This is a genomic window from Curtobacterium sp. PhB170 (assembly GCF_003752345.1).
Taxonomy (GTDB): Bacteria; Actinomycetota; Actinomycetes; order Actinomycetales; family Microbacteriaceae; genus Curtobacterium.
This window is the reverse complement of sequence record NZ_RJUM01000013.1, coordinates 43,404-69,681: the sequence shown is the minus strand read 5'-3', so window position 1 is coordinate 69,681 and position 26,278 is coordinate 43,404. Positions and strand designations below refer to the sequence as shown.

General features: G+C 70.5%; 28 protein-coding genes. 16 read left to right on the top strand and 12 right to left on the bottom strand.

The window, feature by feature from the left end:
- Positions 1-95: 95 nt before the first annotated feature.
- Positions 96-533, bottom strand: coding sequence for a MarR family winged helix-turn-helix transcriptional regulator (locus EDF40_RS15900; RefSeq protein WP_123340836.1), 438 nt, complete (start codon positions 531-533; stop codon positions 96-98).
- A 418-nt stretch (positions 534-951) separates the two neighbouring features.
- On the opposite strand from EDF40_RS15900, the gene EDF40_RS19310 reads away from it, so the two are divergent.
- Positions 952-1,119, top strand: coding sequence for a hypothetical protein (locus tag EDF40_RS19310; RefSeq protein WP_159570252.1), 168 nt, complete (start codon positions 952-954; stop codon positions 1,117-1,119).
- A gap of 40 nt (positions 1,120-1,159) precedes the next feature.
- Positions 1,160-1,987 (top strand): ammonia-dependent NAD(+) synthetase, encoded by an 828-nt coding sequence (gene nadE, locus EDF40_RS15895; RefSeq protein ID WP_123340999.1) that lies wholly within the window; start codon positions 1,160-1,162, stop codon positions 1,985-1,987.
- A gap of 70 nt (positions 1,988-2,057) precedes the next feature.
- Here nadE and EDF40_RS19305 read toward each other — a convergent pair whose 3' ends face one another.
- Genes EDF40_RS19305 through EDF40_RS15880 form a run of 3 tightly spaced genes read right to left on the bottom strand, consistent with a single transcriptional unit; the run spans position 2,058 to position 3,609 of the window.
- Complete coding sequence (locus EDF40_RS19305) at positions 2,058-2,480, bottom strand: HipA domain-containing protein (RefSeq protein ID WP_260213525.1); 423 nt, start codon at positions 2,478-2,480, stop codon at positions 2,058-2,060.
- A gap of 23 nt (positions 2,481-2,503) precedes the next feature.
- Positions 2,504-3,262 (bottom strand): type II toxin-antitoxin system HipA family toxin, encoded by a 759-nt coding sequence (locus tag EDF40_RS15885; protein WP_185003143.1) that lies wholly within the window; start codon positions 3,260-3,262, stop codon positions 2,504-2,506.
- 50 nt (positions 3,263-3,312) lie between these two features.
- Positions 3,313-3,609 (bottom strand): helix-turn-helix domain-containing protein, encoded by a 297-nt coding sequence (locus EDF40_RS15880; RefSeq protein ID WP_123340833.1) that lies wholly within the window; start codon positions 3,607-3,609, stop codon positions 3,313-3,315.
- 164 nt (positions 3,610-3,773) lie between these two features.
- Here EDF40_RS15880 and EDF40_RS15875 point away from each other — a divergent pair, with 164 nt between their 5' ends.
- Positions 3,774-5,231, top strand: coding sequence for an SPFH domain-containing protein (locus EDF40_RS15875; protein WP_123340832.1), 1,458 nt, complete (start codon positions 3,774-3,776; stop codon positions 5,229-5,231).
- Between the two features lie 34 nt (positions 5,232-5,265).
- Here the strand turns inward: EDF40_RS15875 and EDF40_RS15870 are convergent, their stop codons facing one another.
- Both EDF40_RS15870 and EDF40_RS15865 read right to left on the bottom strand, forming a co-directional pair.
- Positions 5,266-5,655, bottom strand: coding sequence for a hypothetical protein (locus EDF40_RS15870; protein ID WP_123340831.1), 390 nt, complete (start codon positions 5,653-5,655; stop codon positions 5,266-5,268).
- An 85-nt stretch (positions 5,656-5,740) separates the two neighbouring features.
- A complete protein-coding gene (locus EDF40_RS15865) occupies positions 5,741-6,700 on the bottom strand; it encodes a phosphotransferase (protein WP_123340830.1) in 960 nt (319 codons plus the stop codon).
- Positions 6,701-6,888: 188 nt separating this feature from the next.
- Between EDF40_RS15865 and EDF40_RS15860 the strand changes: the two genes are divergently transcribed.
- The 9 genes from EDF40_RS15860 (at position 6,889) to EDF40_RS15820 (ending at position 17,197) form a co-directional block, all read left to right on the top strand.
- A complete protein-coding gene (locus EDF40_RS15860; protein ID WP_123293332.1) occupies positions 6,889-8,943 on the top strand; it encodes an MDR family MFS transporter in 2,055 nt (684 codons plus the stop codon).
- A 61-nt stretch (positions 8,944-9,004) separates the two neighbouring features.
- The gene (locus tag EDF40_RS15855; RefSeq protein WP_123340829.1) at positions 9,005-9,589 is read left to right on the top strand and encodes a TetR/AcrR family transcriptional regulator; all 585 of its coding nucleotides are present in this window, start codon (positions 9,005-9,007) and stop codon (positions 9,587-9,589) included.
- Between the two features lie 334 nt (positions 9,590-9,923).
- The gene (locus EDF40_RS15850) at positions 9,924-11,261 is read left to right on the top strand and encodes an enolase C-terminal domain-like protein (RefSeq protein ID WP_123340828.1); all 1,338 of its coding nucleotides are present in this window, start codon (positions 9,924-9,926) and stop codon (positions 11,259-11,261) included.
- A 75-nt stretch (positions 11,262-11,336) separates the two neighbouring features.
- Complete coding sequence (locus EDF40_RS15845; RefSeq protein WP_260213517.1) at positions 11,337-12,575, top strand: sugar ABC transporter substrate-binding protein; 1,239 nt, start codon at positions 11,337-11,339, stop codon at positions 12,573-12,575.
- Positions 12,576-12,682: 107 nt separating this feature from the next.
- A complete protein-coding gene (locus tag EDF40_RS15840; RefSeq protein ID WP_071292242.1) occupies positions 12,683-13,660 on the top strand; it encodes a carbohydrate ABC transporter permease in 978 nt (325 codons plus the stop codon).
- The gene (locus tag EDF40_RS15835) at positions 13,653-14,570 is read left to right on the top strand and encodes a carbohydrate ABC transporter permease (RefSeq protein WP_123340826.1); all 918 of its coding nucleotides are present in this window, start codon (positions 13,653-13,655) and stop codon (positions 14,568-14,570) included. Before EDF40_RS15840 ends, EDF40_RS15835 begins: the two co-directional genes overlap by 8 nt.
- A gap of 34 nt (positions 14,571-14,604) precedes the next feature.
- Positions 14,605-15,930, top strand: a complete 1,326-nt coding sequence (locus tag EDF40_RS15830; RefSeq protein ID WP_123340825.1) for an alpha-L-fucosidase — start codon at positions 14,605-14,607, stop codon at positions 15,928-15,930.
- Positions 15,930-16,250: an L-rhamnose mutarotase gene (locus EDF40_RS15825; protein ID WP_123340824.1), complete on the top strand. Its 321-nt coding sequence runs from the start codon at positions 15,930-15,932 to the stop codon at positions 16,248-16,250. The genes EDF40_RS15830 and EDF40_RS15825 overlap by 1 nt, the downstream gene beginning before the upstream one ends.
- Positions 16,247-17,197 (top strand): aldo/keto reductase, encoded by a 951-nt coding sequence (locus EDF40_RS15820; protein WP_123340823.1) that lies wholly within the window; start codon positions 16,247-16,249, stop codon positions 17,195-17,197. The genes EDF40_RS15825 and EDF40_RS15820 overlap by 4 nt, the downstream gene beginning before the upstream one ends.
- A gap of 91 nt (positions 17,198-17,288) precedes the next feature.
- On the opposite strand, the gene EDF40_RS15815 is transcribed toward EDF40_RS15820, so the two are convergent.
- The 6 genes from EDF40_RS15815 to EDF40_RS15790 form a co-directional block, all read right to left on the bottom strand.
- Complete coding sequence (locus tag EDF40_RS15815) at positions 17,289-17,567, bottom strand: GlsB/YeaQ/YmgE family stress response membrane protein (protein ID WP_123312075.1); 279 nt, start codon at positions 17,565-17,567, stop codon at positions 17,289-17,291.
- A 96-nt stretch (positions 17,568-17,663) separates the two neighbouring features.
- Entirely contained in the window at positions 17,664-18,341 is a 678-nt protein-coding gene (locus tag EDF40_RS15810; protein ID WP_111086323.1) for a FadR/GntR family transcriptional regulator, read from the bottom strand.
- Positions 18,342-18,428: 87 nt separating this feature from the next.
- Complete coding sequence (locus EDF40_RS15805; RefSeq protein ID WP_123340822.1) at positions 18,429-19,253, bottom strand: SDR family NAD(P)-dependent oxidoreductase; 825 nt, start codon at positions 19,251-19,253, stop codon at positions 18,429-18,431.
- Positions 19,253-20,122, bottom strand: a complete 870-nt coding sequence (locus EDF40_RS15800; protein ID WP_123340821.1) for a fumarylacetoacetate hydrolase family protein — start codon at positions 20,120-20,122, stop codon at positions 19,253-19,255. Before EDF40_RS15800 ends, EDF40_RS15805 begins: the two co-directional genes overlap by 1 nt.
- A gap of 42 nt (positions 20,123-20,164) precedes the next feature.
- On the bottom strand, positions 20,165-21,004 hold the full coding sequence (locus EDF40_RS15795) for an amidohydrolase (RefSeq protein WP_221180495.1): 840 nt from the start codon (positions 21,002-21,004) through the stop codon (positions 20,165-20,167).
- 403 nt (positions 21,005-21,407) lie between these two features.
- Positions 21,408-21,683, bottom strand: coding sequence for a glutaredoxin domain-containing protein (locus EDF40_RS15790; RefSeq protein WP_123340820.1), 276 nt, complete (start codon positions 21,681-21,683; stop codon positions 21,408-21,410).
- Between the two features lie 49 nt (positions 21,684-21,732).
- Here EDF40_RS15790 and EDF40_RS15785 point away from each other — a divergent pair, with 49 nt between their 5' ends.
- The 4 genes from EDF40_RS15785 to EDF40_RS15770 all read left to right on the top strand — a co-directional run bounded on the left by EDF40_RS15785 (position 21,733) and on the right by EDF40_RS15770 (position 26,276).
- The gene (locus EDF40_RS15785) at positions 21,733-23,421 is read left to right on the top strand and encodes an adenosylhomocysteinase (protein WP_185003141.1); all 1,689 of its coding nucleotides are present in this window, start codon (positions 21,733-21,735) and stop codon (positions 23,419-23,421) included.
- Entirely contained in the window at positions 23,418-24,869 is a 1,452-nt protein-coding gene (locus EDF40_RS15780; RefSeq protein ID WP_395862820.1) for an amidohydrolase family protein, read from the top strand. Before EDF40_RS15785 ends, EDF40_RS15780 begins: the two co-directional genes overlap by 4 nt.
- Complete coding sequence (locus EDF40_RS15775) at positions 24,866-25,372, top strand: cupin domain-containing protein (protein WP_260213516.1); 507 nt, start codon at positions 24,866-24,868, stop codon at positions 25,370-25,372. The genes EDF40_RS15780 and EDF40_RS15775 overlap by 4 nt, the downstream gene beginning before the upstream one ends.
- 82 nt (positions 25,373-25,454) lie before the next feature.
- Positions 25,455-26,276, top strand: a complete 822-nt coding sequence (locus tag EDF40_RS15770; protein WP_123340818.1) for an ABC transporter substrate-binding protein — start codon at positions 25,455-25,457, stop codon at positions 26,274-26,276.
- The last annotated feature ends 2 nt before the right edge of the window (positions 26,277-26,278 follow it).

The window sequence follows — 26,278 nt, the reverse complement described above, 5'->3', positions numbered from 1 at the left end:
GGTGGGGCCGGGAGGCCCGTGGCGCGTCGAGCGCGCCGGTGACGTCGGTGCCGGGGCGGCGCTACCGCGTCGGCGGCGTCACCGGGTCCGCGGCGCTACCGCGTCGGCGGTGCGAGCTCCGCGGTCACCTTCTGCAGCAGGTGCCGCAGGGTGGCGCGTTCGTCCGTGTCGAGTGGTGCGAGCAGGGTGTCGTCGAGGGCGACCATCGCGTCGGTGAAGCCGGCGATGAGGTCGATGCCCGCCGGGGTGGCGTGCACCGTCTTCGTCCGACCGTTCGTGGCGTCGGGTCGTCGTTCGACGAGGCCGCGCCGCTCGAGGCCCTGCAGGAGGCTCGAGACGCTGGCCGCGCTGGTCCGGGTGATCTCGGCGATGTCGCGTTGGATCGCTCCGGGGTTCTGCTGCAGGTACCCGAGCACGAAGCTCTGCTCGCGGGTGAGGTCCCGATCACGGACCCACTCGTCAGCCGCCTTGCGTTGTGCCCATCCGATCCACCGCATGAGTTCGAGCGGGGTGGTGAGATCCGGTGCCTGCATGATCAGAACTCTAACTGTTCGATCTCTAACTGTCAACGAGGGTCTGACCCGTGGTCACCCGTGGTTCGGCCCCGGAACGGGGGTATGGCCTCGGGGTGTGCCGCTGGTACCTTGCACAGGAAGACGGCCTCACCAGCCGTCGTCCTCGGTCCGGTGCCGGACCGTTCGGGTCTCCCGTCGCACGGCGGGGGATGGATCAGCAGTGGCGGACCTCCGCCCGGGAAGGGACCCATGACTCGCACTGCGCTCCGAGCGCGACGCCGCCGGCGTCCATGAACTCCGACGCGCGCCGGCGGGTACCGGCGTGCGTCTCCACGGGGCCGCGGCGTTCGGGTCGCCTCGGGCCCTCCGGTGCGGTGGCGGTTCGGACCGCCACCGCACCGGACATCCGCACCACCACGAGTCAGTGAGGACCACCGTGCACGATCACGACACCCACCCGCTCGACCGTCGAGTCGGCCCGCCGCACGTCGAGCGGTTCCGGCTGACGCAGAGCGCCGAGACGCTCGGCGTCGTCTGCACCTGCGCGATCGGCGTCGACCACGACAACACGATCCGGCCGGTGCACGCAGAACCCGTCCGCTGAACGCTGTGCACACCGGCGGGTGCAGCGGGATACTGGGGTGGTGCGTGAACTCCAAGCCGCCATCGCCGCGGACCTCAACGTCCAGCCGACCATCGAGCCGGAGCAGGAGATCGCCCGCCGTGTCGGGTTCCTCCGTGACTACCTGCTCACGACCGGCGCGAAGGGGTTCCTGCTCGCGATCAGCGGCGGCCAGGACTCCACGCTCGCCGGGCGCCTGACCCAGCTCGCCGTCGAGTCCCTCCGTGCCGAGGGGCACCCCGCCGAGTTCACGACCGTCCGCATGCCGTACCGCGTGCAGGCCGACGAGGACGATGCCCAGCTCGCCCTGCAGTTCATCGCAGCCGACCCGGGCATCACCGTCAACATCGAGCACGGCGTCGACGGCGTCATGCAGGACACCGCTGCCTCGGGCGTCGAGCTGAGCGACTTCGTCAAGGGCAACGTCAAGGCCCGGATGCGCATGGTCGCCCAGTACGCCGTCGCCGGCCAGCGCGGGCTGCTCGTCGTCGGGACCGACCACGCGGCCGAGGCGGTCACCGGGTTCTTCACGAAGTACGGCGACGGCGGCGTCGACCTGACGCCGCTCACCGGCTTGTCGAAGAGCCAGGGACGGCAGCTGCTCGAGCACCTCGGAGCACCCGCCCGCCTGTACGAGAAGGCCCCCACCGCGGACCTGCTCGACGAGACGCCCGGCCAGACCGACGAAGCGAACCTCGGGCTGTCCTACGCCGAGATCGACGCCTACCTGCAGGGGCACGACGTGCCGCTCGAGGTCGCCGAAGCGATCGAGTCGCGGTACCGCGCGACCGAGCACAAGCGCCAGGTGCCGGCGACGCCGTTCGACGACTGGTGGCGTGCGGGCGCGTAGGCGCTGACGCGACCACAGACAGGAGGCGCGGTGCAGGTGATCCTGCACCGCGCCTCCTGTCCGTCCTGGTCTAGAGCCCCAGCGCCCAGTCCAGGTGGGGCGAGTCGAAGGCCACGCGCATCGCTTCCCGCTCGTCCCCACCGATCCCGACGCCGGCCGCGACCCGGTCCCACCCCGCCACCGCGCCCGCGACACGCTGGAGCACCTGCTCCGCGTCCGGGCGCCGGAGCCGGAAGGCGTCCGCGATGTCGAGCAGGTTCCGCGGGTCGCGGGACCTGGGGTCGTCCGACGGGGAGATCGCCCGGGAGTCGATCACCCCGCGCTGTCGGCTCGGGTTGACGTCGAAGACGGGCGAGAGCCGCCACCCGGTGGGCGTGTGGAGGAAGGCGTGGTTCCGCCAGTGGTCGTCGACGTTGTTCACGAGGACGGACAACGCGATCCGGCCGAACATCTCGCGGAGGTCCGCTGCGGGAGCCGAACTCCAGTGGTCGATGACGTCGGTGAGGTCCTCGTAGGTCAGTCGTGACCCGTCGTCGTGGCGCCGAGCTCGAGCGCCGTCCGTGCCGACATGTACCCGAGTCGGTCCCCGGAGCCGTCTCGGTCGAAGCGCTCGGAGAGCAGGACGGCACGTCCGGACTCCGGTCCAACGAGTGACCACGCCGGCGCCCTGAGCCCGGCATCCGTCGCGAGGGTGAGCGCGACTCCTTCCCAGCGCTCGACGTCGAAGCGGCCGTCCTTCGAGTGCGGCAGCTTCGCGATCGCGAGCGTCCCACGCGGGGTGAGGACGTTCGCCTTCGGCCGAGCGCCGCCGGGAGAGGTCGCGACGTCACCGAGGTACGCGATGTCCTCGTCGGTCGCCTCGTCGTCCTCGTACCGAGCGGCAGCGGCGAGGATCCGGGCGAGGTCGTGGAGGTTCGCGACCCCGGTCTCCGCAGACGACCAGGAGCCACCCACCCGGAACCGGAGCGCTCCGATCCTGGTGTGGTCCGCGACGCCGAGGAGGTAGTCGAACTCGCCGAGCCGAGCGGCCAGTGACGGGTCTCGCTGTCGTCGCGCGGCGTGGTCCGCGCGCATCAGCTTCTGTCCCCACTCGTCCGGAGCCGCGTCGCTGAACGCACCGGGCAGGGTCTGGCTGTCAGCGGTGTACGTCCGACCGGGGCGGAGTGGGAGGTCGGGGGAGACCTGCCAACCGTGTCGGAGGAAGTCGTCGTCGTACTCGAACGACGACGAGGCCAGCGTCCGCAAGCCCTGGAAGGACGGGCGCAAGGTACCCACGCGACGTGGTTCCGCGGACTCGCCGGTCCAGACCTCGACCGATTCGTCCATCACAGGGCGCCGCCGCTGCGGAGGATGTCATCGATCCGAGCACGCGCTGTCTCGCTCCGGAACGGGTCGATCGCCTCGATCGTGGTGTCTGCGATCCCGAGTGCGCCGAGGACGGCGAAGAGGGAATCGATGCGCCCACCGGTGCCGGTCTCGATCGCTCGCAACGTGTCGCGCGTCACCGCAGCCCGTTCGGCCAACTCCGCAGCGGACATGCCGTTGACGGACCGCCATCGGCGGATGTTCTCACCGAATGACACGAGCTGCTGCCGGCGGCGGGGCGACGATCGCTGAACCATGGGACCTCCTGGCAGGAAAGTCTGTCACAAAAGGGTCAAACTGACCGGAAAAGCTGCCAAACACGCACCTCCGGCTGCGACGCGTCACCGACCGCTCGTAGGATGGGACCCAACGGAACAACAGATGCGGAATCCAGGCTGCTGCCTGGTCCGGAGGGGGAGTCATGGAAGTCCTGTTCGCGCTCGGAGCCATCCCGCTGATCATCGTGGGGATCATCGTCCTCGCCGTGATCGCGCTGATCTACGCGAAGGTCGTGTACCGCAACGCCGGCGCCGACGAAGCGCTCATCATCACCGGCAAGCGCTCACGCAAGGTCAAGAACGACGACGGCACCGAGACCGTCGAGTCCGGCATCAAGGTCGTGCTCGGCGCCGGCGTCCTCGTCCGACCCTTCTTCGAGAAGGTCGCGAAGCTCTCGCTCAGCTCCCGGGCGATCGACATCAACGTCAACGCGCAGGACTCCCGCGGCGTGACGATCGACGTCGAAGCGGTCGCGCTGGTCAAGGTCGGCGAGACCGACGCCTCGATCCGGGCGGCCGCGCAGCGGTTCCTCGGGCAGGAGAAGAAGATCGACGACTTCGCGCGCGAGGTCCTGTCGGGATCGCTCCGTGCGTCGATCGGTGCGACCGACGTGTCCACGATCATCCGCAACCGCGACCAGCTCACCGTCGCGGTGCTCGACGTCGCGAAAGAAGCCCTGCACAGCCAGGGCCTCGACGTCGACTCCTTCGAGATCAAGGGCATCTCGGACCGCAACGAGTACATCAGCGACCTCGGTCGTGCCGAGCGCGCCCGCGTCCGGCTCGAGGCGGAGAACGCCGAGGCGCAGGCCGATCGCGAAGCGCGAGAAGCCCGTGCCACCGCCGACCAGGCCATCGCCGAGGCCGAGAACACCCTGGCGATCCGACGTGCCGCGCTGCAGCTCGACGCCGACCGGGCATCGGCCGAGGCCGCAGCCGCCGGTCCGCTCGCCCAGGCCCGTGCGGCGCAGGGCGTCGTCGAGCAGGAGCAGATCACCGCGCAGAAGCGTGCCGAGCTCCGCCGTGCCGAGCTCGAGTCCGAGGTCTCCGCCGTCGCCGAGGCGCAGGCGCGCAAGACCCGTGTCGAGGCCGAAGCGGCCGCCGGTGCCCAGGTGGAGACGGCCCGGGCCCAGGCCGAGGCCCGTCGGATCTCCGCCGAGGCGATCGCCGCCGAGGCGAAGGCCGAGTCCGAGGCGCGCAAGCTCGCCGCCGACGCCTCCCGTGCCGAGGGTGAGGCAGCGGCCGACGCGATCCGCGCCAAGGGTCAGGCCGAGGCAGACGCCACGAAGGCCCAGGCCGACGCACTCGCACAGCACTCCGAGGCAGTCTTGCGGGTCAAGGCCATCGAGACCCTGCCGAGCATCGCCCGCGAGCTCGCGGCGCCGATGGGCAACATCGACAAGCTGACGGTGGTGTCCTCCGACGGCGCCGGCGCCCTGTCGAAGAGCATCGTGAGCCAGTTCAGCGAGGTCGACGCCCTGCTCGGGACGACCGCCGGGTTCACCCTGAGTGACATCGTCAAGAGTTCCACGACGGGGCAGGCTGCCGCTCGGGCCGTCGTGCGCGAGCAGTCCACCGCTGTCGCGGAGCCGATCGAGTAGTTCTCAGCGGCACCCGGGGCGGGCGTAGCGAGGATCAGTCCTCGTCGCGCCCGTTCTCGTCGCGGCGCTCGCGCTGCTGGCCACCGGCGTCCTCGCGCTGGTCGGCGAGCCGCTGCTGCCACACGACGCTGCGCGCCGCACCCTCGAGGATGTCGTCGACGCTCCGTCCGGTCTGCGCTGCGAGCGCACCGCTGAGTCCGGCGGTGAGGGTCCCGCCGGCGGATGCCAGACGTTCGATCACCTGCTCCTGGCGTGGGGTCAGGGGCTCGTCGACCATCTCGTCGATGGTGTCGCGGATGTTCTGTTCGCTCGCGTCCAGTGCCGCCTCGTCACCGGAGTGCAGCGCTGCTGCTTCTCCGACGACGACGAGACCGAGGCGCGCTGCGTCGTCTTCGGGACGCGGAGTGCGGTGCTCATCAGTCATGCGGGGGACCGTACGCTCCGGGGCGCCGCGCTTGCTGGACAGACGGGGTACCCGACGCCTGTTGCTCGTCGCCCGTCGCCCGTCGTCAGTGCGGTGTCGTGTCCCACCGGCGGAGCAACCACTCCGCAGCGGCCAGACCCTCGCGCCGTTGGAAGTCACGGATGGTCGGCATGTTCGGCGGTGCCGGCGGCAGCGCGTGCTCGAAGAACAGACCGGCGAGACCGGCGAGCACGGCGTCGATGGTGGTGGCAGGCACACCGGCGAACACCGGGTGGGTGGCGAGGTGGTGCTCGACGTCGCTGTCCTCGCCGCGGACGAGTGTGTCGATCAGGTAGGTCAGCGGGTCGAGCCAGTGCGCGCCGATGCTCGCCCACGGCCAGTCCACGACCCAGACGACCCCGGAGCCGTCGACGAGCAGGTTGTCGGCACGGCAGTCGGCGTGCACGAGGTGCTCGCCGTCGACGAGGGTCGCTGCCCGGGCGGCGGTGCTGGCGAACGCGGGGCCGGCGGCGAGGACGTGTGCCGGCACGACCTCGGCCACCCGGTCGGCCAGGGTCGGGTCGCCGAGCATCCGGTCCCAGGCGCCGAACTCGTGGCGCAGGTCGTCGGCGATCCGGGGGAGCGTGCCGAGGTCGCCGGTCGCCGGCGGCAGGGTGTCCAGCGCATCGAGCACCGCCGCGGTGTCGCTGCCGTCGAGTGCTGCCCCGGGGTGCTTGCCCTCGATGTCGTCGAGGACCAGGACGACCCACTCGTCGCCGTCCACGCTGGCGTCGAAGGCGTCCAGCAGGGGTGGTGCCTGCACGGTCGACGGCAGCTGCGCCACCACGCGGGCTTCCCGGCGGTGCAGGGCGAAGGCATCGGCGTTCCGCGATCGCGAGACCGTCTTGACGAACGCCCGTCGCCCCGTCGCCGTGACCACACGGTCGGCACTCCCCGGCGACCACCCGGCGGTCTGGGACTCGGTGGTCGTCACCGCTCCGCCGAGGATCTGTTCCACCCGGTCGCGCAGGATCGCCGGCACGTCCGTCCACGCAGTTCGCCCCATGGCCGACGACGCTACCTGAGAAGCCGTTCACGAACGTGCACGGACGGCAAGTTTGCGTTGGCAGCAAACGTGCTGATGATGTAAAGTTGCAGCGTCTGCAAGGTTGACCCGCCGTTCGACGGCCCGCCACACACGCTCCGGCGTCCATTGCCCGCACGACGACCACCACGCACCCCTGAAGGACCCCCATGTCTACTGCCACCGCACCCGTCGAGGTGTCGCGCGGACGACACGACTCCCCGGCCAGCACGCCGGGCAAGCCGATCATGTCGCACCGTCAGATCCTGCTCGTCATCTACGGCCTCATGGCCGGCATGTTCCTGTCGTCGCTCGACCAGACGATCGTCGGCACCGCGATCCGCACCATCGGCGACGACCTGCACGGCCTCGACCAGCAGGCGTGGGTCACGACCGCGTACCTGATCGCGTCGACCATCACGACGCCGATCTACGGCAAGCTCTCCGACGTCTTCGGGCGCCGCCCGCTCTACATCTTCGGCATCGCGGTCTTCATCCTCGGCTCGCTGCTCTCGACGATGTCGACCTCGATGATCATGCTCGCCGCGTTCCGTGCCTTCCAGGGCATCGGTGCCGGTGCGCTGATGTCGCTGCCGCTCGCGATCATGGGTGACATCCTCGCCCCGCGTGAACGTGCCAAGTACCAGGGCTACTTCCTCGCGGTCTTCGGCATCTCGTCCGTCATCGGGCCGCTCATCGGTGGCCTGTTCGCCGGCGCGAGCACGATCCTCGGTGTCACCGGCTGGCGCTGGGTCTTCCTGATCAACGTGCCGATCGGCGTCGCGGCGCTCCTGATGGTCATCGCCTTCCTGCACCTGCCGAAGTTCGGTGACGCCAAGGCGAAGCCGCGCATCGACTGGTGGGGTGCCACCTCGGTGATCGCGACGCTCGTCCCGCTCCTGCTCGTGGCCGAACAGGGCCGCACCTGGGGGTGGGGTTCGGCCGGCGCCATCGCCTGCTACGTGATCGGTGCGCTCGGGCTCGTCGCCTTCCTGGTGATCGAGACCCTGATGAAGGACGACGCGATCATCCCGCTCAAGCTGTTCCGCTCGGGCACCTTCTCGATGGCCACGATCCTCGGGTTCCTGGTCGGCTTCGCGATGTTCGGCGCCATGCTGACCATCCCGCTGTACCTGCAGATCGTCACGGGGCTGACCCCGACGGAGTCCGGCTTCGCGACCCTGCCGATGATCGGTGGTCTGATGATCGCCTCGATCGCCTCGGGGCAGATCGTCGCCCGCACCGGTCGCTACCGGATCTTCCCGGTGATCGGCACGGCCCTGGTCTCGGTCGGCTACGTCGTCCTGACGTTCATGACGATCGACAAGCCGCTCTGGTTCCTGATGATCGGCATGTTCCTGATCGGCCTCGGCCTCGGGCAGCTCATGCAGAGCATCACCCTCGCCTCGCAGAACTCCGTGCAGCCGCGGGACATGGGTGTGGCGACGTCGTCCGCCACGTTCTTCCGCCAGATCGGTGGAACGCTCGGTACGGCGGTGCTGCTCAGCATCCTGTTCTCGATCATGCCGGCGAACATCCTGCACGCCACCGCGGACCAGAAGAACCTGTCCGGTGCGCTCGACGCCGCTCTGAACCCGACCGTCGCCACGGCGAAGGCGAACGCGGGCGTCATGGAGCAGATCTGGAACCCGATCGTCACCCCGGTGAAGTCGCAGGTGCAGTCCGGCCTCGACCAGGCCACCGCGCAGGTCACCGCTGCGACGACCGGCGCCCCGGAGGCCGTGCAGCAGCAGGCCCTCACCGCCGCAGCCGACAAGGCGCACGCCAGCGTGCAGGACGGCAAGCTCGTGGTCGACTGGTCCGACGCCTCGCAGCGCTCGTACTGGGTCGGTGAGCTCGCCCCCGAACTGTCGAAGCAGATCGACAAGGGAGCCGGCGACGGCAGCAGCTCGAGCAGCGAGACGAGTGACACGTCCTACCTCAACGGTGCGACCCCGGCGCTGACCAAGCCGTTCATGACCGGCTTCAACGCGTCGGCCGTGACCGTCTACTGGGTCGGCTTCGCCGTGATCCTGCTGGCGTTCATCCTCAGCTGGTTCTTCAAGGCGCCGCCGCTCCGCAAGAGCTCGGCCCTGCAGGAGCAGGCCGACCAGGCCGGCACCGCCGACGACCTCGAGGTGCAGGCCGTCAAGGCGGCCGACACGATGGGGTCGCCCACGGCGCCCGTCACCGGATCGATCCCCGTGCAGCGGGACCGCGCGTAGGACCGGCCACCGGGGTCTCTCGTCACCAGACGGGAGGCCCCGACCCGCACCAGGAGCAGCAGTGAGCACGATCGAATCGCACCCGGCAGGCGACAGTGGCCTGCGGGAACGCAAGAAGCAGCAGACCCGGCACGCGATCCACCAGGCCGCGCTGGGCCTGGTCTCCGACCGGGGTCTGGCCGGCGTCACGGTCGAGGAGATCTGCGCCGACGCCGGCGTCTCACCCCGCACCTTCTTCAACTACTTCCCGTCGAAGGGTGACGCGGCACTCGGGCTCCCCGAGAGCTCGGTGCCCGAGGCGGCACGGCAGGCGTTCCTGACCGCGGAGGGCTCGCTCGTGTCGGACCTCTGCGACCTCGTCGCCCGCACGGTGACACTGCCAGCGGACCGCCGGCGCATGAAGGAACTCGTGCAGGCGCGACCGGAGATGGTGCCCGCGATGCTGCAGTGGATGGCGCGTGCCCGGCTCGCCGTGTTCACCGTCGCCGCCGAGCGCACCGACGTGGACTCCGCACGGACCGCGGTGACGCTCGTCATGGCGGCGCTCATCGAGTCGGCACACCGCTTCGCCGACGGCTCGCGCGACGAGCTGGCGGACCGCCTCCGCGGCGTGGTGGCCGAGATGGGCCGACTCGCCTCCGCCTGACACGCGACCACGGACGGGAGGCGCGGTGCGGGTCCGACTCGCACCGCGCCTCCCGTCCGTGGTCCGGTCGCCCCCCCGCCGAAGCGACAGATGCGCGCGCTCCACTGTCGACGGTTCCGCGAAAGCGACAGATCTCCGCGAACAGTTGGCGGGGATCTGTCGCTTTCGCGGATCGGCCACGCCGCCGCAATCCACGCCGACGCGACGCGCAGCCATCCGACGACTCGGCCCCGTTCGAGACCAGAACGTGACGAAGAGTTCTCTTGACGCGCGAGACATCCGATGTTTTGATTACCTCGTTCGGTCGACGGAGACCGGACGGCAGGAGACACGAATGAGCCGCATCACCGGTCTGCACGTGCGCGACATCCGCTTCCCGACCTCTCGGGAACACGACGGATCCGACGCCATGAACCCCGCGCCCGACTACTCCGCCGCATACGTCGAGATCACGACCGACGCCCTGGACGGACACGTCGGCACGGGCTTCGTGTTCACGATCGGCCGCGGCAACGAGGTGCAGGAAGCCGCGATCGCCGCCCTGCGCGGGCACGTGGTCGGCGCCGACGCCGAAGCGGTCCTCGCCGACATGGGCGGCACCTGGCGCGCGATGGTCCACGACTCGCAGCTGCGCTGGCTCGGCCCGGAGAAGGGCGTCATGCACATGGCGATCGGCGCCGTGGTGAACGCGCTCTGGGACCTTCGGGCGAAGCGCGCGGGACAGCCGCTGTGGGCGCTGCTGGCGGACCTGAGTCCCGAGGAGCTCGTCGACCTGGTGGACTTCCGGTACCTCACCGACGCGATCACCCCGGACGAGGCGCTCGAGCTGTTCCGGGCCGCCGAACCGCACCGCGCGACCCGTCGGGCTCGGCTCGAAGCGCGGGGCTACCAGGCGTACACGACGACCCCGGGCTGGCTCGGCTACGACGACGAGAAGCTCGCCCGACTCTGCCGCGAGGCCGTCGACGAGGGCTTCGAGCAGATCAAGCTCAAGGTCGGCGGCGACCTCGACGAGGACGTCCGCCGGATGGGCATCGCCCGCGCCACGGTCGGCCCGGACATCCGGATCGCGGTCGACGCCAACCAGCGGTGGGACGTCGACGAGGCCGTCACCTGGATCGAGCGGCTCCGCCCGTTCGACCTCGCCTGGGTCGAGGAACCCACGAGCCCCGACGACGTCCTCGGGCACGCCGAGATCGCCCGGCGCATCGCCCCGATCCCGGTCGCGACCGGCGAGCACATGGCCAACCGGGTGATCGCGAAGCAGCTCATCCAGGCCAGGTCGATGAGCGTGCTGCAGATCGATGCCACCCGGGTCGCGGGGGTCAACGAGAACCTCGCGATCCTGCTGCTCGCCGCGAAGCACGGCGTCCGGGTGTGCCCGCACGCCGGCGGGGTCGGCCTGTGCGAGGCGGTGCAGCACCTGTCGATGTTCGACGCCGTCGCGCTGACCGGCGACCTCGACACCCGCTGCATCGAGTTCGTCGACCACCTGCACGAGCACTTCGTGACCCCGGTGGACGTCCACGACGGCCGCTACTGGCCGCCGACCGCTCCGGGAGCCGGTACCGAGATGCTCGCCGACTCCCTCGACGCCTACGCGTTCCCGGACGGCCCGGCCTGGGCCGTCGTCGACGCGGAGACGGTCCCCGACGCGGTCCGCGTCGCCTGATCCAGCAAGCCAGCAAGCCGACAAGCCAGTAATCCACCCCACACACCCCATCACCACGACGAAGTGGAGACTCCGATGCAACGACGACGCATCATCACCGGGCTCGCGGCAGCAGCTGCCGCAGCCCTCGTGCTCACCGGCTGTTCCTCCGGCAGCAGTGCCGGTGGAAGCCAGTCGAAGGACGCCCTGACCTGGTCCATGTGGATCGCCGGGAAGGAGGACAAGGCCGCCTGGCAGAAGGTCGCCGACACCGTGAAGAGCGAGGACGACATCACCCTGACGATCCAGGGCGCGCCGTTCGAGAACTACTTCACGAAGCTCAGCACGCAGTTGAGTGCCGGCGGCGCCCAGTGCGTCGTGAGCATGCAGTCGCTCCGCACCGCGAACTACACGTCGTCGCTGCTGCCGCTCGACGACCTCGCGAAGCAGGACGGCACCGACCTGTCCGCGTTCGACAGCACCGCGCTCGACGGCATGAAGGTCGACGGGAAGCTCTACGGCCTGCCCTACGACACCGGGCCCATCATGATGTTCTACAACAAGGACGTCTTCACGAAAGCCGGCGTGGCCGAGCCGAAGCCGGGATGGACCGTCGACGACTTCGAGGCGGCGGGCGCCGCGCTCAAGGCGAAGGGCGTCACCATGTTCGGTTCGACGGTGGGCGACCTCAACCTCGAGTCCCTGGTCTACGGCTACAACGGTGGCCGGGTGATCACGTCCGACGGCGAGCTCGACGCGTCCAACGCGAAGTTCGCGGACGGCCTCGACTGGCTCTCGACACTGGTGAAGAAGGGCTACGCGACGCAGGCGTCGTCGGACTCGTCGACGCCGGGCAACGACTTCGCCGCCGGCAAGGTCGCGATGTACACCGACGGTCCGTGGTCGCTCATCAGCCAGAAGGCCAAGGTGAAGTTCGACCTCGGGGTCACGACGCTCCCCGCGGGGACGTCCGGTCCGTCGACCTTCGCCGCCGGCTCCGGCTTCGGTGTCTCGAAGCAGTGCAAGTACCCGGAGCAGGCGTTCAAGGCCGTCCAGACGATGACCAGCGAGAAGGTCCTGACCTCGCTCGCCGAAGCGGGACGAGCCTTCCCCGGCCGCACCGCGGCCCAGTCGGCGTGGTACTCCAGCGCCGGCATCGACGGCGCCGAGGCCGCGCTCAAGGCAGGACTCGCGAAGTCCTCGCCGCTGCTCGGGAACAAGCAGAGCGACCAGCTGTCCCAGCTGTTCACGCAGTACGCGCTGCAGGCGGTGAACGGGCAGACCTCCGGCAAGGAGTCGATGTCCTCCATCGCCGGCCAGCTCGGCACGCAGTGACCAGCTGAACCAGTGAGCGGACTGGAGGCCCGTTGCAGCCCCGCCACGGGCCTCCCGTCCGATCCATCCCCTGTTCAGGACCGCGCGAACGACGAGGAGGTCGTCGCATGACCACCATCCAGGACCCACCGGCCGAAGCGGCCGTCCCCGCGGTCGCGACCGCGGTCGCGGTCGGAGCCGCCACCCCGCGGCGGAAGGACGGCGAGGACACGAGCGCACTCGGGCGCCGTTCCTGGTGGGGTGCCGCGTTCGCGGCACCCCACTCGATCGGACTCGTCGTCTTCACGGCGTTCCCGATCATCGCCTCACTCGTCGTCAGCTTCATGAACTGGCCCATGCTCGGCGAGCGCAGCTGGGCCGGCATCGAGAACTACGCCCGGCTCTTCGCAGACCCGGTCTTCCGCACCGTCGCCCTCAACACGGCGCTGTTCGTGGTGCTCTACGTGCCCCTCAACCTCGTCGTGTCGCTCGGGCTCGCCGCCTGGCTGACACCGCGGATCGCCGGCCGGCACGTCTTCCGCGTCCTGTTCTTCATCCCGACCATCACGCCGATCGTCGCGAACGTCGTGGTGTGGCGGATGCTGTACCAGCCCGGGGGAGCGATCGACGCGTCACTGCAGTCCACCGTGGGCGTGCACGCGCCGAACTTCCTCGCCGACGAGCACTGGGCGATGCTCGCCATCGTCGCGATGAGCGTCTGGCAGGGCTTCGGCTACAACATGCTGATCTTCTCGGCGGCGCTCGACGCCGTGCCGGAGAACCAGATCGAGGCGTCGCAGCTCGACGGCGCGAACGCCTGGCAGACCTTCTGGGCCATCAAGTTCCCGCTCATCTCGCCGTCGGTGTTCTTCGCGACGATGATGACGCTGATCACCTCGTTCCAGGTGTTCGTGCAGCCGTTCGTCCTCACCAAGGGCGGCCCGGGCACCGCGACGGAGACCCTCGTGCAGTACATCTACAACACCGGCTTCCAGAACCAGCAGCTCGGTCTTGCCTCGGCCGGTGCCTGGGTGCTGTTCGTCATCATCCTCGGGATCACGGCCGTCCAGTTCCTCGGGCAGAAGCGGTGGGTGCACTATGAGTGAAGCGGTCCGCGGGCACGTCGGTGCCACCACGTCGAACCGGACGGTCAACCCCCGTGCCGTCGCCAGGACGAAGTCCGCGCCACGACCGGGGCGGGTCCGGCACGCGATCGGGTACGCCCTGCTCTGCCTCGTCACGCTCCTGTTCGTCTCGCCGCTCATCTACATGGTCGCGACGAGCCTCAAGCCCGCCGACCAGGTGTTCACCACCCCGCCGACGCTCTGGGGTCGCTCGCTCGAGTGGAACAACTACGTGCAGGCGTTCACCTACCTGCCGTTCGCCCGCTTCATCCTCAACGGCGTGTTCGTCGCGGCGGTCGGGACGGCGATCAACGTCGCCGTGGCCGTGCTCTCCGGGTACGCGTTCTCACGGTTGCGCTGGCGCGGCCGGAACACGGTGTTCCTGCTGTTCCTCGTGACGCTGATGATCCCGCAGGACGTCCTCGTCATCCCGATGTACGTGATGATGCAGGGCTTCGGCTGGGTCGACACGTTCCAGGCACTCATCATCCCGTGGGCGTTCACGGCCCTCGGCGCGTTCCTGGTCCGGCAGTTCTTCCTGACCGTGCCGCAGGAACTCGACGACGCCGCCCGGGTCGACGGGGCCGGCGCGATCCGGACCTTCTTCTCGGTGATGATGCCGCTCGCCCGACCGACCATGGCCGTCCTCGCGGTGTTCTCGTTCATCTCGTACTGGAACTCGTTCCTCTGGCCCCTCGTCATCGTCAACGACGTCGAGGCCCGGGGCACCATCCCACTCGGCCTGCAGCAGTTCTTCGGCCAGCAGGGCTCCGAGTGGAACCTCGTGATGGCGGCGTCGGTGATCTCGATGCTGCCCACCGTGATCCTGCTCGTCCTGTTGCAGAAGCACCTCGTCAAGGGCATCGTCACCAGCGGCCTCGGCGGCCGGTGACACCTCTCCCCCCTCTGAAAGGAACACTGGCCTCATGACCATCACCGCACCTGCAGAGCCGCAGACCGCGACCGACGCGAGCGGCCTGCCCGCCTGGTTCACCCACGACCGGTTCGGCATGTTCATCCACTGGGGGCTGTACGCCCTGCCGGCACGGCACGAGTGGGTGAAGAACCGCGAACGGATCACCGACGCCGACTACCAGAAGTACTTCGACCACTTCGACCCCGATTTGTTCGACGCCGCCGACTGGGCCCGCCGTGCTCGCGAAGCCGGCATGAAGTACGTCGTGCTCACCACGAAGCACCACGAGGGCTTCTGCCTCTGGGACAGCAAGCTCACCGACTACAAGTCCACGAACACCCCGTTCGGCCGCGACATCGTGCGCGAGTTCGTCGACGCCGTCCGGGCCGAGGGACTGCGGGTCGGCTTCTACCACTCGCTCATCGACTGGCACCACCCGGACTTCACCGTCGACGGCGTGCACCCCCGGCGCGACGACTCGCCCGAGGAGATCGAGGCGTTCAACCAGGGCCGCGACATGTCGCGCTACCGGGAGTACCTGCACGGGCAGGTCGAGGAGCTGCTCACCGACTACGGGCAGGTCGACTACCTGTTCTACGACTTCTCGTACCGGGACAACGACCACGAGGACATCTGGGGCGGTAAGGGTCGCGACGACTGGGGATCCGGGGAGCTGCTCGAACTGACCAGGCGGCTCCAGCCCGGCATCATCGTCAACGACCGGCTCGACCTGCCGGGCGACATCGTCACCCCGGAGCAGTACCAGCCGGACAAGCCGATGGAGGTCGACGGCGCCCAGGTGCCGTGGGAGGCCTGCCAGACACTCAACGGGTCGTGGGGCTACGACCGCGACAACGTGAACCTCAAGCCCGTCGACCTGCTCGTCCGCATGCTCGTCGACGGCGTCTCGAACAACGGGAACATGCTGCTCAACATCGGCCCCACCGGCCGTGGCGAGTTCGACGGGGTCTCGCGTCAGACCCTCGACGGCATCGGGACGTGGATGCACCAGCACGCCCGCTCCGTCTACGGCGCCGGACCGTCGTCGTTCGTCGCACCGCGAAACACTGTGTACACGCAGAACGGCAACCGCCTGTACCTGCACCTGTTCGCGTGGCCGTTCGAGCACGTGCACCTGCCCGACCTGGCCGGTCGTGTCGCCTACGCCCAGCTGCTCAACGACGCGTCGGAGCTGCACTTCCGCGAGATCCCGCCCGGGACCCGTGCGCAGAACACCGGGCTCGGCGGGCAGCCGGCGGGGACGCTGACGCTCACGCTGCCGATCGTGCGACCCGACGTCGCCGTGCCGGTGGTCGAACTGTTCCTGCGCGACTGATGCAGCGCATCCTGTCGAGGACCCGGCTGCGGGCGGGGAACGAGGCCGCGTACGAGCGCGTGCACGCCGCCGTCCCGCCCGCGCTCGTCGACCGACTGCGGACTGCCGGGGTGTCGAACTGGAGCATCTGGCGCGACGGCCAGGACCTGGTCCACCTCATCGAGGTGTCCGACTACCGGGCGATGCGACGCTCACTGGCGGACGACCCGGTCAACGCCGAGTGGCAGGAGACCATCAACCCGCTGCTCGAAGCCGACGACGACTACTCGGGGAACGACGACGGGATCCCGCTCGTCTGGACCCTGGAAGGACAGGGATGACCGACCTCGACCGCGGTCCGTTCTGGTTCGGCGGTGCCGGCATCGGCAACCTGCTGCGCCCGGTGTCCGACGACGACGCCCGTGCCACGGTCGACGCGGCGTGGGATGCCGGCGTGCGCGGGTTCGACACCGCGCCGCACTACGGCCTCGGGCTGTCGGAGCGGCGGCTCGGGGTGGCGCTCGCCGACCGTCCCCGCGACTCGTTCCTGGTGTCGACGAAGGTCGGGCGGCTGCTCGTCCCCGGGCGTGGTGACGGGGACGACCTGGCCTCCGGCGGGTTCGCGGTGCCGAACGACACCGTGCGGCAGTGGGACCCCTCACCGTCGGGTGTTCGGAGGTCGTTGGACGAGTCGCTCGGGCGGCTCGGACTCGACCACGTCGACGTCGCGTACCTGCACGACCCCGACGTGTACTCGCTCGAGGACGGCCTGACGCAGGCGTTGCCGACGCTCGCCGAGCTGCGGGACGAGGGCGTGGTCCGTGCCGTCGGCGTCGGGTCGAACTCGGTCGAGGCCCTCGACGCCGCGGTGTCCACCGGGCTGTGCGACGTGGTCATGCTCGCGGGGCGGTACACGCTCCTGGAGCAGCCGGCGGCGGAGCTCGTCGCCCGGTGCGCCTCGCTCGGCGTCGCGGTCGTCGCGGTCGGGGTCTACAACTCGGGACTGCTCGGGCGGGACCGGCCGGACGCCACGGCGACGTACGACTACGCCACGGCACCGGCGGCACTCGTCGCGCGGGCGAACGCGATCGCCGACGTCTGCGAGCGGCACGGGGTCACGCTGCCCGAGGCGGCGCTGGCGTTCCCGCGGCGTGCGGCTGCGGTGGCCGCGATCGCCCTCGGCGCGCAGTCCGCCGAGCAGGTGCGCTCGAACGTCGAGCGGGCGGCGGCCGTGGTGCCGGAGGCTCTGTGGGACGACCTCCGCGCCGCGGGCCTGCTCACCGCCTGAGCCCCGCACAACCAAGATCACCCCGAACCGCACGGATGCGCGGTTCGGGGTGACTTTGGTTGTGCAGCGAGTCGTGCTCGCCGAGACCTGCCTAGCGGGTCTTGGCGCTGCGACCCGAGAAGCGGATGTAGATGATCAGCACGATGATGGCGCCGATGATCGAACCGATGATGCCGGCCGGCTGGAAGAAGCCGTCCATCGGGTCGTGCTGGAAGATCAGGAACCCGAGGAACCCGCCCACGAACGAGCCGATGATGCCCAGCAGGATGGTCATGGGGATCGAGATGTTCTGCTTGCCGGGGACGACGAGCCGGGCGATGGCGCCGGCGATGAGTCCGACGATGATCAAGCTGATGATGAGACCGAGCACGGTTTCCTCCTCGTGGGTGCGGTTGCCGCGGCATGGTTGCCGGAGTCAGGGCCGACGACTGACACAACACCCACCCGGCTGCACGCGTTCTCGGTTTCAGTCGAGGGAACGCCGCAACCAGCGCTCGACGCCCTCGACGTGCGACACCACGAGTGCCTGCACGAGCTGCGGATCCCGGCGTCGGATGGCGTCCACGATGGCGGCGTGCTCGTCGAGGGTGCGCTGCACCGAACCGTTCTGCGTCAGCCCTCGCCAGACCCGCACCCGCACGGTCTTGCTCGACAGGGCGTCGAGCAGTCCGGACAGGTACTGGTTGCCGCCGATGCCCGCGATCGTCGAGTGGAAGAGCAGGTCGTGCGCGACGAGGTCCTCGACACCGGTGTCCTCGCCGACGGACTGCATCAGCGTGGCGAGCTCGTCGATCTGCTGCTCCGAGGCCCGCGCGGTCGCCAGGACGGCGGACGCGGGCTCGAGGATGCGGCGGACCTCGAGCAGGTCGACGAGGGACCGGTCGTGGTGCATGTCGACGACGAACGACACCGCCTCGAGCAGGACGCCCGGTTCCAGCGACGTCACGTAGGTGCCGTCGCCACGACGGACGTCGAGCACGCGGATGAGCTCGAGGGCCTTTACCGCCTCGCGCAGGCTGTTCCGGGACAGGCCGAGCGACTCGCTCAGTTCCTTCTCGGGCGGGAGGCGCTGCCCGGGTTGGAGCTCACCGCTCACGATCATCTGCTGGATGCGTGCGATCGCATCGTCGGTCAGTGACGCCACGTCACCACCTCCTGATCCCGGCCCGCTCGCGGACGCGAGCCGACAGGTCGACGATAGCCGGGCCTCCCGGTCGTCACGGCCGGACCATCAGGCGGGCCGCAGCCGGAGGGCCTGCATCCCGCCGTCGACGGCCAGGTCGACGCCCGTCGTGGACCGGGCGAGCGGGCTCGTCAGGTAGGCGACCGCCTCGGCGACCTCCTCCGCCTGCACGAGCCGACCGTGCGGCTGCCGGGCCTCGAGGGCAGCGCGCTCGGCGGCCGGGTCGCCCGCGGTGGACAGCAACCGCGCGACCCACGGAGTGTCGGCCGTACCGGGGTTGACGGCGTTGACGCGGATGCCCTCGCGGATGTGGTCGGCGGCCATCGCGCGGGTCAGGGCGGCGATCGCACCCTTGGTCGCCGAGTAGAGCGCCCGCTGGGGCAGCCCTGCGGTGGCGGCGATCGAGCAGGTGTTCACGATGCTCGCGTTGCCCGATGCCCGCAGGTGGGGGAGCGCAGCCCGCGACAGCCGGACGGCCCCGAGGACGTTGACCTCGTACACGCGGCGCCACTCGTCGTCGCCGTTGTCCTCGACCGTGCCCTGGGCGCCGATGCCGGCGTTGTTGACCAGGACGTCGAGGCCGCCGAGCTGCTCGACGGCGGTGGCGACGGCGGTGCGGACCGAGGCGTCGTCGCTGACGTCGCACGTGATGGAGAGGAACCCCTCGGCGGTCGACGGCTGGAGGTCGAGCACGGCGACCGTCGCACCGCGGTCCTGCAGGGCGGCGGCGATCGCCGCGCCGATGCCGGACGCGCCCCCGGTGACGATGGCCCGGACGCCGTCGTGGCTGCCGGAGCGGCCGGAGCCGGTGCCGCCGGTGCCGCTGCTGCCGCTGCTGCCGGTGCCGCCGGTGCCGCCGGTTGCGTCCGCCATCAGGCTGCTCCGACCGTCTGGCGCTGTGAGCCGAGCCCGTCGGCGGTGAGCTCGACGACGTCGCCGGGTTGCAGGTAGGGCGCGTGTCCGGCCAGCGCGACGCCCGCCGGGGTCCCCGTGCTGATGACGTCGCCGGGGTACAGCACCATGAACTGCGACAGGTACCGGACGATCTCCACAGGACGGAAGATCATGTCGGCGGTGGTGCCGTCCTGCCGGACCTCGCCGTTGACGGTCAGTCGGAGCGCGAGTGCCGCGGGGTCGAGGCCGGCGGCGGTGAGCGACCCGGGCGTCACCAGCCACGGCCCGAGCGGGTTGAAGGTCTCGCAGGACTTCCCCTTGTCCCACTGCCCACCGCGTTCGAGCTGGAACGCCCGCTCGGACACGTCGTTCGCGATCGCGTAGCCCGCGATGGACGCTTCGGCCTCCGCATCGGTCTCGCAGTACCGAGCCGTGCGGCCGATGACGATCGCGAGCTCGATCTCCCAGTCGGTCTTCGTGCTGTTCCGGGGGATCAGGACCTCGTCGTCGGGGCCGATCACCGTCATCGGGTCCTTCATGAACACGATCGGTTCGGTGGGGATGTCGGCGCCGGTCTCGGCGGCGTGGTCGCGGTAGTTCAGGCCGATGCAGACGACCTTGCCGGGGCGGGCGATCGGCGCTCCGCGCCGCATGCCGTCGGCCCGGTCCCGGCCGATGATCGTCAGGTCGCCGGCGCTGCGCGCGTGGTCGACGCGGCCGACCGGGTCCGAGGCGAGGAAGGCCCCGCTGATGTCACTGGTGATCGAGCGGAGGTCGAAGACCTCGCCGTCGGTGTCGATGGCCACGGGGATCTCGCTCCCCGCCGGGCCGAGTCGTGCGAACTGCATCGTTCCTCGCTCTCCGGCTGCGCCAGTGCAGCCAGAAACATCCTATGTCTGCGTGGTCCTCGGGACAAGGTAGATGCGCTCCGCGGTACCGCCGAAGACGGCGTCGCGCTCGGTCGTCGACAGGTCGGCGAGTGCGTCCGCCGTCCGCCGCACGACCTCGGCGTACCCGGTCGCCAGGGTCGACACCGGCCAGTCCGAGCCGAACAGCGACCGCTCGGGACCGAACTGCTCCACGACCTCGCGGACGTACCGGTCGACCGGGCGGTCGCGCCAGTCGGGGCCGGCCTCGGTGAACAGGCCGGAGACCTTGCACGTGACGTTCGGGCGTGCAGCGAAGTCGGCCATCCGTCCGAGCCAGGCCGGGTCACCCGTGTCGATCGAAGGTTTGCCGGCGTGGTCCAGCACGAACGATGCGTCGGGGACGGCGTCGACCAGGGCCAGCCCGGCCGAGTGCTCTCGGGCGCGGACGAGCAAGTCGAACACCAGGCCGGCACCGGCGAGGGCTCGCACCCCGCGGGCGACGTCGGGGCGGCCGAGCCAGCCGGGGTCCGGTTCATCCTGTGCCAGGTGCCGGATGCCGACCAGGCGATCACCGCCGGGGAGCGCACGGACGGCGGTAATCCGGTCAGCCACGTCCGGCGCGGTCAGGTCCACCCAACCGACGACGCCGGCGACGGGGGCGGGCTGCTCGAGGAGCCAGACGGTCTCGCCCGGATCGTGCACGGCCTGCACCACGATGGTCCGTGTCACGCCGGTGTCCTGCGTCGCTGCGCGGAGGTCGTCCACGTCGAACCGGCGGCGGATCGGGGCGACGGAGTCGTCCATCCAGGGGTACGGCCGGTCGGCGGGGTCCCAGAGGTGGTGGTGAGCGTCGATGATCACGCCCTCATGATGCCCGATTCATCCGATGTCCGCCCGGTGCTCGATGTGCTTGGTGCGAAAGCGACAGAAGTTGCAGTCATCTGCCGGTCCGGTCCGCCAGAGCGACAGTCTGCCGCCGATGTTCGGCGGCACACTGTCGCTTTCGCGAAAGCGTCACCCTCGCACGACCACGACAGGTGGGCTCGGGGCTCGGGACACGACCACGGCCGGGAGGCACGGTGCGCGTCGGGCGCGCACCGCGCCTCCCGGCCGGGTTGATCCCAGAGCATCCCGCAAAGGCGACAGATCTCGTCCCGTCGCACGGTCGGTGCCGCCAGCGCGACAGTCTGCCGCCGATGTTCGGCGGCAGACTGTCGCTTTCGCGAAGGCGGCCAGCCGAGCGGCAAGCCGAGCCAGCCGCGGCTCAGACGGCGCCGGAGGCCTCGAGCTCGGCGCGCAGCTCGGCGTCGGACGGCTCGACGAAGTGCTTGCCGTTCGGCAGCACCACGACGGGGATGTTCTTCCGGCCGCTGATCGCCTCGGCTCGGTCGGCCGCCGACAGGTCCTGCTCGACGTCGACGTACTCGTAGTCGACGCCGAGGGTGTCGAGCAGCGCCTTGGACCGGCGGCAGTCGCGGCACCAGTCCGCACCGAACATCGTCACCTTGTCGAACACTTCGGTCGTGGATGCATCGCTCATGCCCAGAGAGTACGTCGGCGGACCCCCGCACATTCCCTACGATTGGGGCATGCCGCCAGGACCCGACCCCGAGACGCGATCCTGGGCGTCGGCAGCAGTCCGACGCTTCGCCGCGGTCACGAACCTGCTCGTCGCAGCCCGCCGGTTCCGCATCGTCGGTGGCGACCCCCGCGACGCCGCGGCGCTGCTCGGCCTGCTCACCGGACTCGGTGCTCGCCCGGCCGCGGACCACGAGCCGATCGACCAGCTCTGGTGCCTCGGTTCCCCCGACGACTCCACCCCCGTCATCGAGCGTGAGGCGGACCGCCCCCGCGGCGCCACGCTCATCGTGATCGACGCCGGCCGGCGCCTCCCCGCGGTCGACGAAGACGCCTTCGGCCCCGTCGTCACCGCCCGCCCTGGCGTGCTCGGCGTCCCGATGCTCTCCGACGACGTCTTCCTCGTCTCCACCGGCCGCGACCCCGAGGACGACCCGGCCGCCGACGCCCGCCTGCGCTGGGCGCGACGCTCGATGCCCGTCTCGCGCGCGGTCGCCGCCGAACTCCGCGACGGCGGACTGCTCCGCGGCACCCGCATCGGCGTCGCGATGTTCCTCGAGCCGAAGACGGCGGTGCTGAGCCTGCTCCTCCGCGACGCCGGTGCCGAGGTCGTCGTCTACGCGCACGCCGACGAGACCGACGACGCCGTGGCCGCGTCGCTCCGGGCGGCGGGGCTCACGGTGCACGCGAGCAGCACGGCCTCGCTGCCGGAGCAGAAGGCGCTCGCCCTCGCGATGCTCGACACCCGGCCGCACATCCTGCTCGACGACGGTTCCCACGTCATCCGGCTCGCCCACCAGGAGCGTCCGGACCTGCTGCCGACGATGCTCGGCGCGGCCGAGGAGACCACGAGCGGCCTCCGACCCCTGCGCGTGATGGCGTCGCGGGGCGAGCTCGGCATCCCGGTGGTCGCCGTCAACGACGCCCGCACCAAGACGTTCTTCGACAACCGGTACGGCACCGGGCAGTCGACGGTGTTCGCCGTGCTCGACCTGGTCGACGGCCTCCCGTCCGGTACACACCGAGTGATCTCGGGAGGCGCGGCGGTCGTCGCCGGGTTCGGGCACGTCGGCGAGGGGGTCGCGTTGGTGCTCTCCGCCCTCGGGTTCCGGGTCACGGTCGCCGAGACCGACCCGGTGCGCGCCCTGCAGGCGCTGTTCGCCGGCCACGCCGTCGCGCCGCTCGCCGAGGCCGTGCAGGCCGCCGACCTCGTGGTGAGCGCCACCGGGGTCGCTGACACCATCGACCTGCGCGTGCTGCGCTCGTGCGCGGACGGGGCCGTCGTCGCCGTCGCGGGTGGGGTCGACCACGAGGTCGCGCTCGACGACGCCCGCGCCGCCGGAGCCGGACTGCGGCCAGTGGGTCCGAAGGCCGAGCGCCTCGTGTTCCCCGACGCCGAGGGCGGACCGATCGTGCTCGATCGCGGCGGCTGCATCAACATCACGGCGGCCGAGGGCAACCCGATCGAGATCATGGACCTGTCCTTCGCCGCGCAGCTCGGGGCCGTCCGCATGCTGCTGGAGCGCGGCGACGAACTGGAGCGAGCCGTCGTGCCCCTCGATCCCGCGGTCGACGACGCGACTGCACGCGTGGCGCTCGCCGCGTTCGGAGCGCGCCCCGTTCCTCCCGTCCGCCTTGCCGAACACCCGGCGGACCGCGACCCGGACGTCCGGACGCGCCGTTTCGGAGACCCCGCATGAGCGACGTGCACCCGAGCGCCGCGCACCCGAGCGACGTGCAGCCGACCGCCGCGCACCCGCGTGCCGACCACTCCGTCGTCGTGCACTCGGCGCGCGTCGTCGTGCCGATGACCGCGCCCCCGATCGCCGACGGCGCGGTCGCCGTGCAGGACGGCCGCATCCTGCACGTCGGCGACCGGTCCTGGGTCGTCGACCAGCTCGCCGGCTCGGGTGCGACGTTCACCGAACGGCAGTGGCGCGGAGCCCTCCTGCCGGGCCTCGTCAACGCGCACTCGCACCTGCAGTACACCGGCATGGCCAGTGTCGGCCGAGGCCAGTACGACGGTTTCGAGGACTGGGCGTCCGCGTTCAACCAGGACTACGCCGAACCGCACGACTGGCGGGCCGAAGCAGCCGCTGGTGCCGCCGCCTCGATCCGCGCGGGCGTCACGAGCATCGCGGACATCGTCACCGACATCGAGGCGTCCACCGCGCTCGAGGACGCCGGGCTCGGTGGCATCGCCTACTGGGAGGTCATGGACTGGGAGAACGACGCCTGGCAGTCGCACGGCCGCGACCAGGTGCTCGACGAACTCGCCCGGATCCCGACGAACCCCGGCGCCGGTCTGTCGCCGCATGCGCCGTACTCGCTCGAGGTCGCGCCCCTCCTCGAACTCCCCGACATCGTCCGGCAGCGTGGGCTGCGCCTGCACCTGCACCTCGGCGAGGCCGCCTTCGAAGGGGAGCGCATTGCCCTCGGACCGGTTCCCGGACTCGACGGCGTCGACGGCGTCGGCCACGGCAACGACTGGCACCTGGCGAACGTGCCCTCGTTCCGGGCGCTCCGGGCACTCGGGTTCGGGGCGAGCGCCACCGCGTTCGTCGACCGGCTCGGGGTGCTCGGCCCGGACTGCCACATCGCGCACGGCGTCTACATGACCGCTGCCGACCGGGCGCTCCTGCGTGCTCGCGGCACCGCAGTCGCACTGTGCCCGCGGTCGAACGCCGTCATCGGACTCGATCCGCCACCGGTCGCCGACTACCTGCGCGAGGGCAGCCCGATCGCCATCGGCACCGACTCGCTGTCGTCGTCACCGTCCCTCGACCTGATGGCCGACGTCACGGCGTTGCACCGGATCGCCCGTGCCCAGGGGTACGGCCACCGCGACCTGCACGAGCGGCTCCTGTCGGCGGCGACCCTCGGTGGTGCGCACGCCATGGGACTCGCCGTCGGCCCGGACCGCATCGGCCACCTCGCCGTGGGCGCCCGCGCCGACCTGGCCGTCTTCGACGTCGACGCCCGGACCGTGCCCGACGCACTCGCCGAGCTCGTCGAGGACGGTGCCGGGCGTGCGTCCGCCACCGTCATCCGCGGGGTCGTCCGCGCCGTCGACGGAACACTGACCGGCGTGCCCACGTCGTCGCCCGACCGCCCCGCTCGCCCTGTCATCCCTGTGGAGGAACCATGACCGAGACCGCACCCCGCCCCGGCATGGCCGCCCGTCGCACCGTCGACGGCGAACTGATCGAGTGGCTCGACGTGCCGAAGCGTGCCATCGCCCTCGGCATGGAACCGCACCCCGAGGGCGGTTGGTACGTCCGCACCTGGACCTCGCCGGCCACGGTGACGACGCCCGCGGGGGACCGCCCCGCCGCGACCCTGATCCACTTCCTGCTGCCCCCGGGCGAGGCCTCGGCCTGGCACCGGGTGACGAGCGACGAGATCTGGATGTGGCACGGTCCGGACACCGTCGAGCTCGAACTCGGCGGCTCCGGTGATGTTCCCGAGCCCGGCGCGCGGATCACCCTCGGGCCCGACGCCGGTCGCGACCGGGTGAACGACGCGCAGGCGTTCGTGCGCGGTGGCGTGTGGCAGCGGACGATCCCGAACGACGGTGAGGTGCTGCTGAGCTGCCTGGTGTCGCCGGGCTTCTCGTTCGAGGACTTCACGATGGCCGACGAGGCCGAGTAGTACCGCGACACCGTTTCGCGTTGGTATCCCACCGCGAAGTACACTTCGACCTGCCCCCACCCCCTCGCACGAAGGCCCGACCGTGACCCGATCCCTCCGCCTCACCCTCGCCGTCGCAACAGCCGCGGTCGCCGCCCTCGCCCTGACGTCGTGCGCCGCCGGCAGCGGCAGCAACGAAGACGGCACCGTCACCGACGGCAAGCTGACGATCGCCACCGGCGAGCCGGCGTACTCGCCGTGGATCGAGGACAACAAGCCGGAGTCCGGCAAGGGCTTCGAGTCCGCCGTGGCCTACGCGGTCGCGAAGGAGATGGGCTACGCCGAGTCCGACGTCGTGTGGAAGCGCAGCACCTTCGACAGCGCGATCGCACCGGGCCCGAAGGACTGGGACCTCAACGTCCAGCAGTTCTCGATCGACGCGAAGCGCAAGAAGGCCGTCGACATGTCGAGCGCGTACTACACGACCACGCAGGCCGTGGTGACGACCAGCACCTCGAAGGCCGTCGACGACACGAGCATCGCCACGCTCAAGAAGGACGCGATCGGCGTCGCCACCGGGTCCACGTCGATCGCCAGCGTGAAGAGCGTGCTGGGGATCACCCCGCAGGTCTTCAACTCGAACGACGACGCCGTGCTCGCGCTGAAGTCGGGCCAGATCGACGCGATCGTCACCGACCTGCCGACGGCGTTCTACATGGCCGCAGCGCAGCTCGACGACGGCACGGTGTCGGCGCAGTTCCCGTCCGACGGCACGGGCGACCAGTTCGGCTTCGTCCTGCCGAAGGGCTCGGAGCTCACGAGCAAGGTGGACAAGGCACTCAAGTCGCTGACGGACGACGGCACGCTCGAGGACCTGCAGACCAAGTGGCTCTCCTCGGAGACCAACACCCCGGTCCTGAAGTGACC

Coding starts and splice junctions, on each gene's coding strand:
- EDF40_RS15790 (WP_123340820.1), bottom strand. CDS start 21,683: ATGAGCGATGCATCCACGACCGAAGTGTTCGACAAGGTGACGATGTTC.
- EDF40_RS15875 (WP_123340832.1), top strand. CDS start 3,774: ATGGAAGTCCTGTTCGCGCTCGGAGCCATCCCGCTGATCATCGTGGGG.
- EDF40_RS15880 (WP_123340833.1), bottom strand. CDS start 3,609: ATGGTTCAGCGATCGTCGCCCCGCCGCCGGCAGCAGCTCGTGTCATTC.
- EDF40_RS15845 (WP_260213517.1), top strand. CDS start 11,337: ATGCAACGACGACGCATCATCACCGGGCTCGCGGCAGCAGCTGCCGCA.
- EDF40_RS15800 (WP_123340821.1), bottom strand. CDS start 20,122: ATGCAGTTCGCACGACTCGGCCCGGCGGGGAGCGAGATCCCCGTGGCC.
- EDF40_RS15785 (WP_185003141.1), top strand. CDS start 21,733: ATGCCGCCAGGACCCGACCCCGAGACGCGATCCTGGGCGTCGGCAGCA.
- EDF40_RS15830 (WP_123340825.1), top strand. CDS start 14,605: ATGACCATCACCGCACCTGCAGAGCCGCAGACCGCGACCGACGCGAGC.
- EDF40_RS15870 (WP_123340831.1), bottom strand. CDS start 5,655: ATGACTGATGAGCACCGCACTCCGCGTCCCGAAGACGACGCAGCGCGC.
- EDF40_RS15825 (WP_123340824.1), top strand. CDS start 15,930: ATGCAGCGCATCCTGTCGAGGACCCGGCTGCGGGCGGGGAACGAGGCC.
- EDF40_RS15780 (WP_395862820.1), top strand. CDS start 23,418: ATGAGCGACGTGCACCCGAGCGCCGCGCACCCGAGCGACGTGCAGCCG.
- EDF40_RS15775 (WP_260213516.1), top strand. CDS start 24,866: ATGACCGAGACCGCACCCCGCCCCGGCATGGCCGCCCGTCGCACCGTC.
- EDF40_RS15835 (WP_123340826.1), top strand. CDS start 13,653: ATGAGTGAAGCGGTCCGCGGGCACGTCGGTGCCACCACGTCGAACCGG.
- EDF40_RS15840 (WP_071292242.1), top strand. CDS start 12,683: ATGACCACCATCCAGGACCCACCGGCCGAAGCGGCCGTCCCCGCGGTC.
- EDF40_RS15820 (WP_123340823.1), top strand. CDS start 16,247: ATGACCGACCTCGACCGCGGTCCGTTCTGGTTCGGCGGTGCCGGCATC.
- EDF40_RS15865 (WP_123340830.1), bottom strand. CDS start 6,700: ATGGGGCGAACTGCGTGGACGGACGTGCCGGCGATCCTGCGCGACCGG.
- EDF40_RS15850 (WP_123340828.1), top strand. CDS start 9,924: ATGAGCCGCATCACCGGTCTGCACGTGCGCGACATCCGCTTCCCGACC.
- EDF40_RS15860 (WP_123293332.1), top strand. CDS start 6,889: ATGTCTACTGCCACCGCACCCGTCGAGGTGTCGCGCGGACGACACGAC.
- EDF40_RS15900 (WP_123340836.1), bottom strand. CDS start 533: ATGCAGGCACCGGATCTCACCACCCCGCTCGAACTCATGCGGTGGATC.
- EDF40_RS15805 (WP_123340822.1), bottom strand. CDS start 19,253: ATGGCGGACGCAACCGGCGGCACCGGCGGCACCGGCAGCAGCGGCAGC.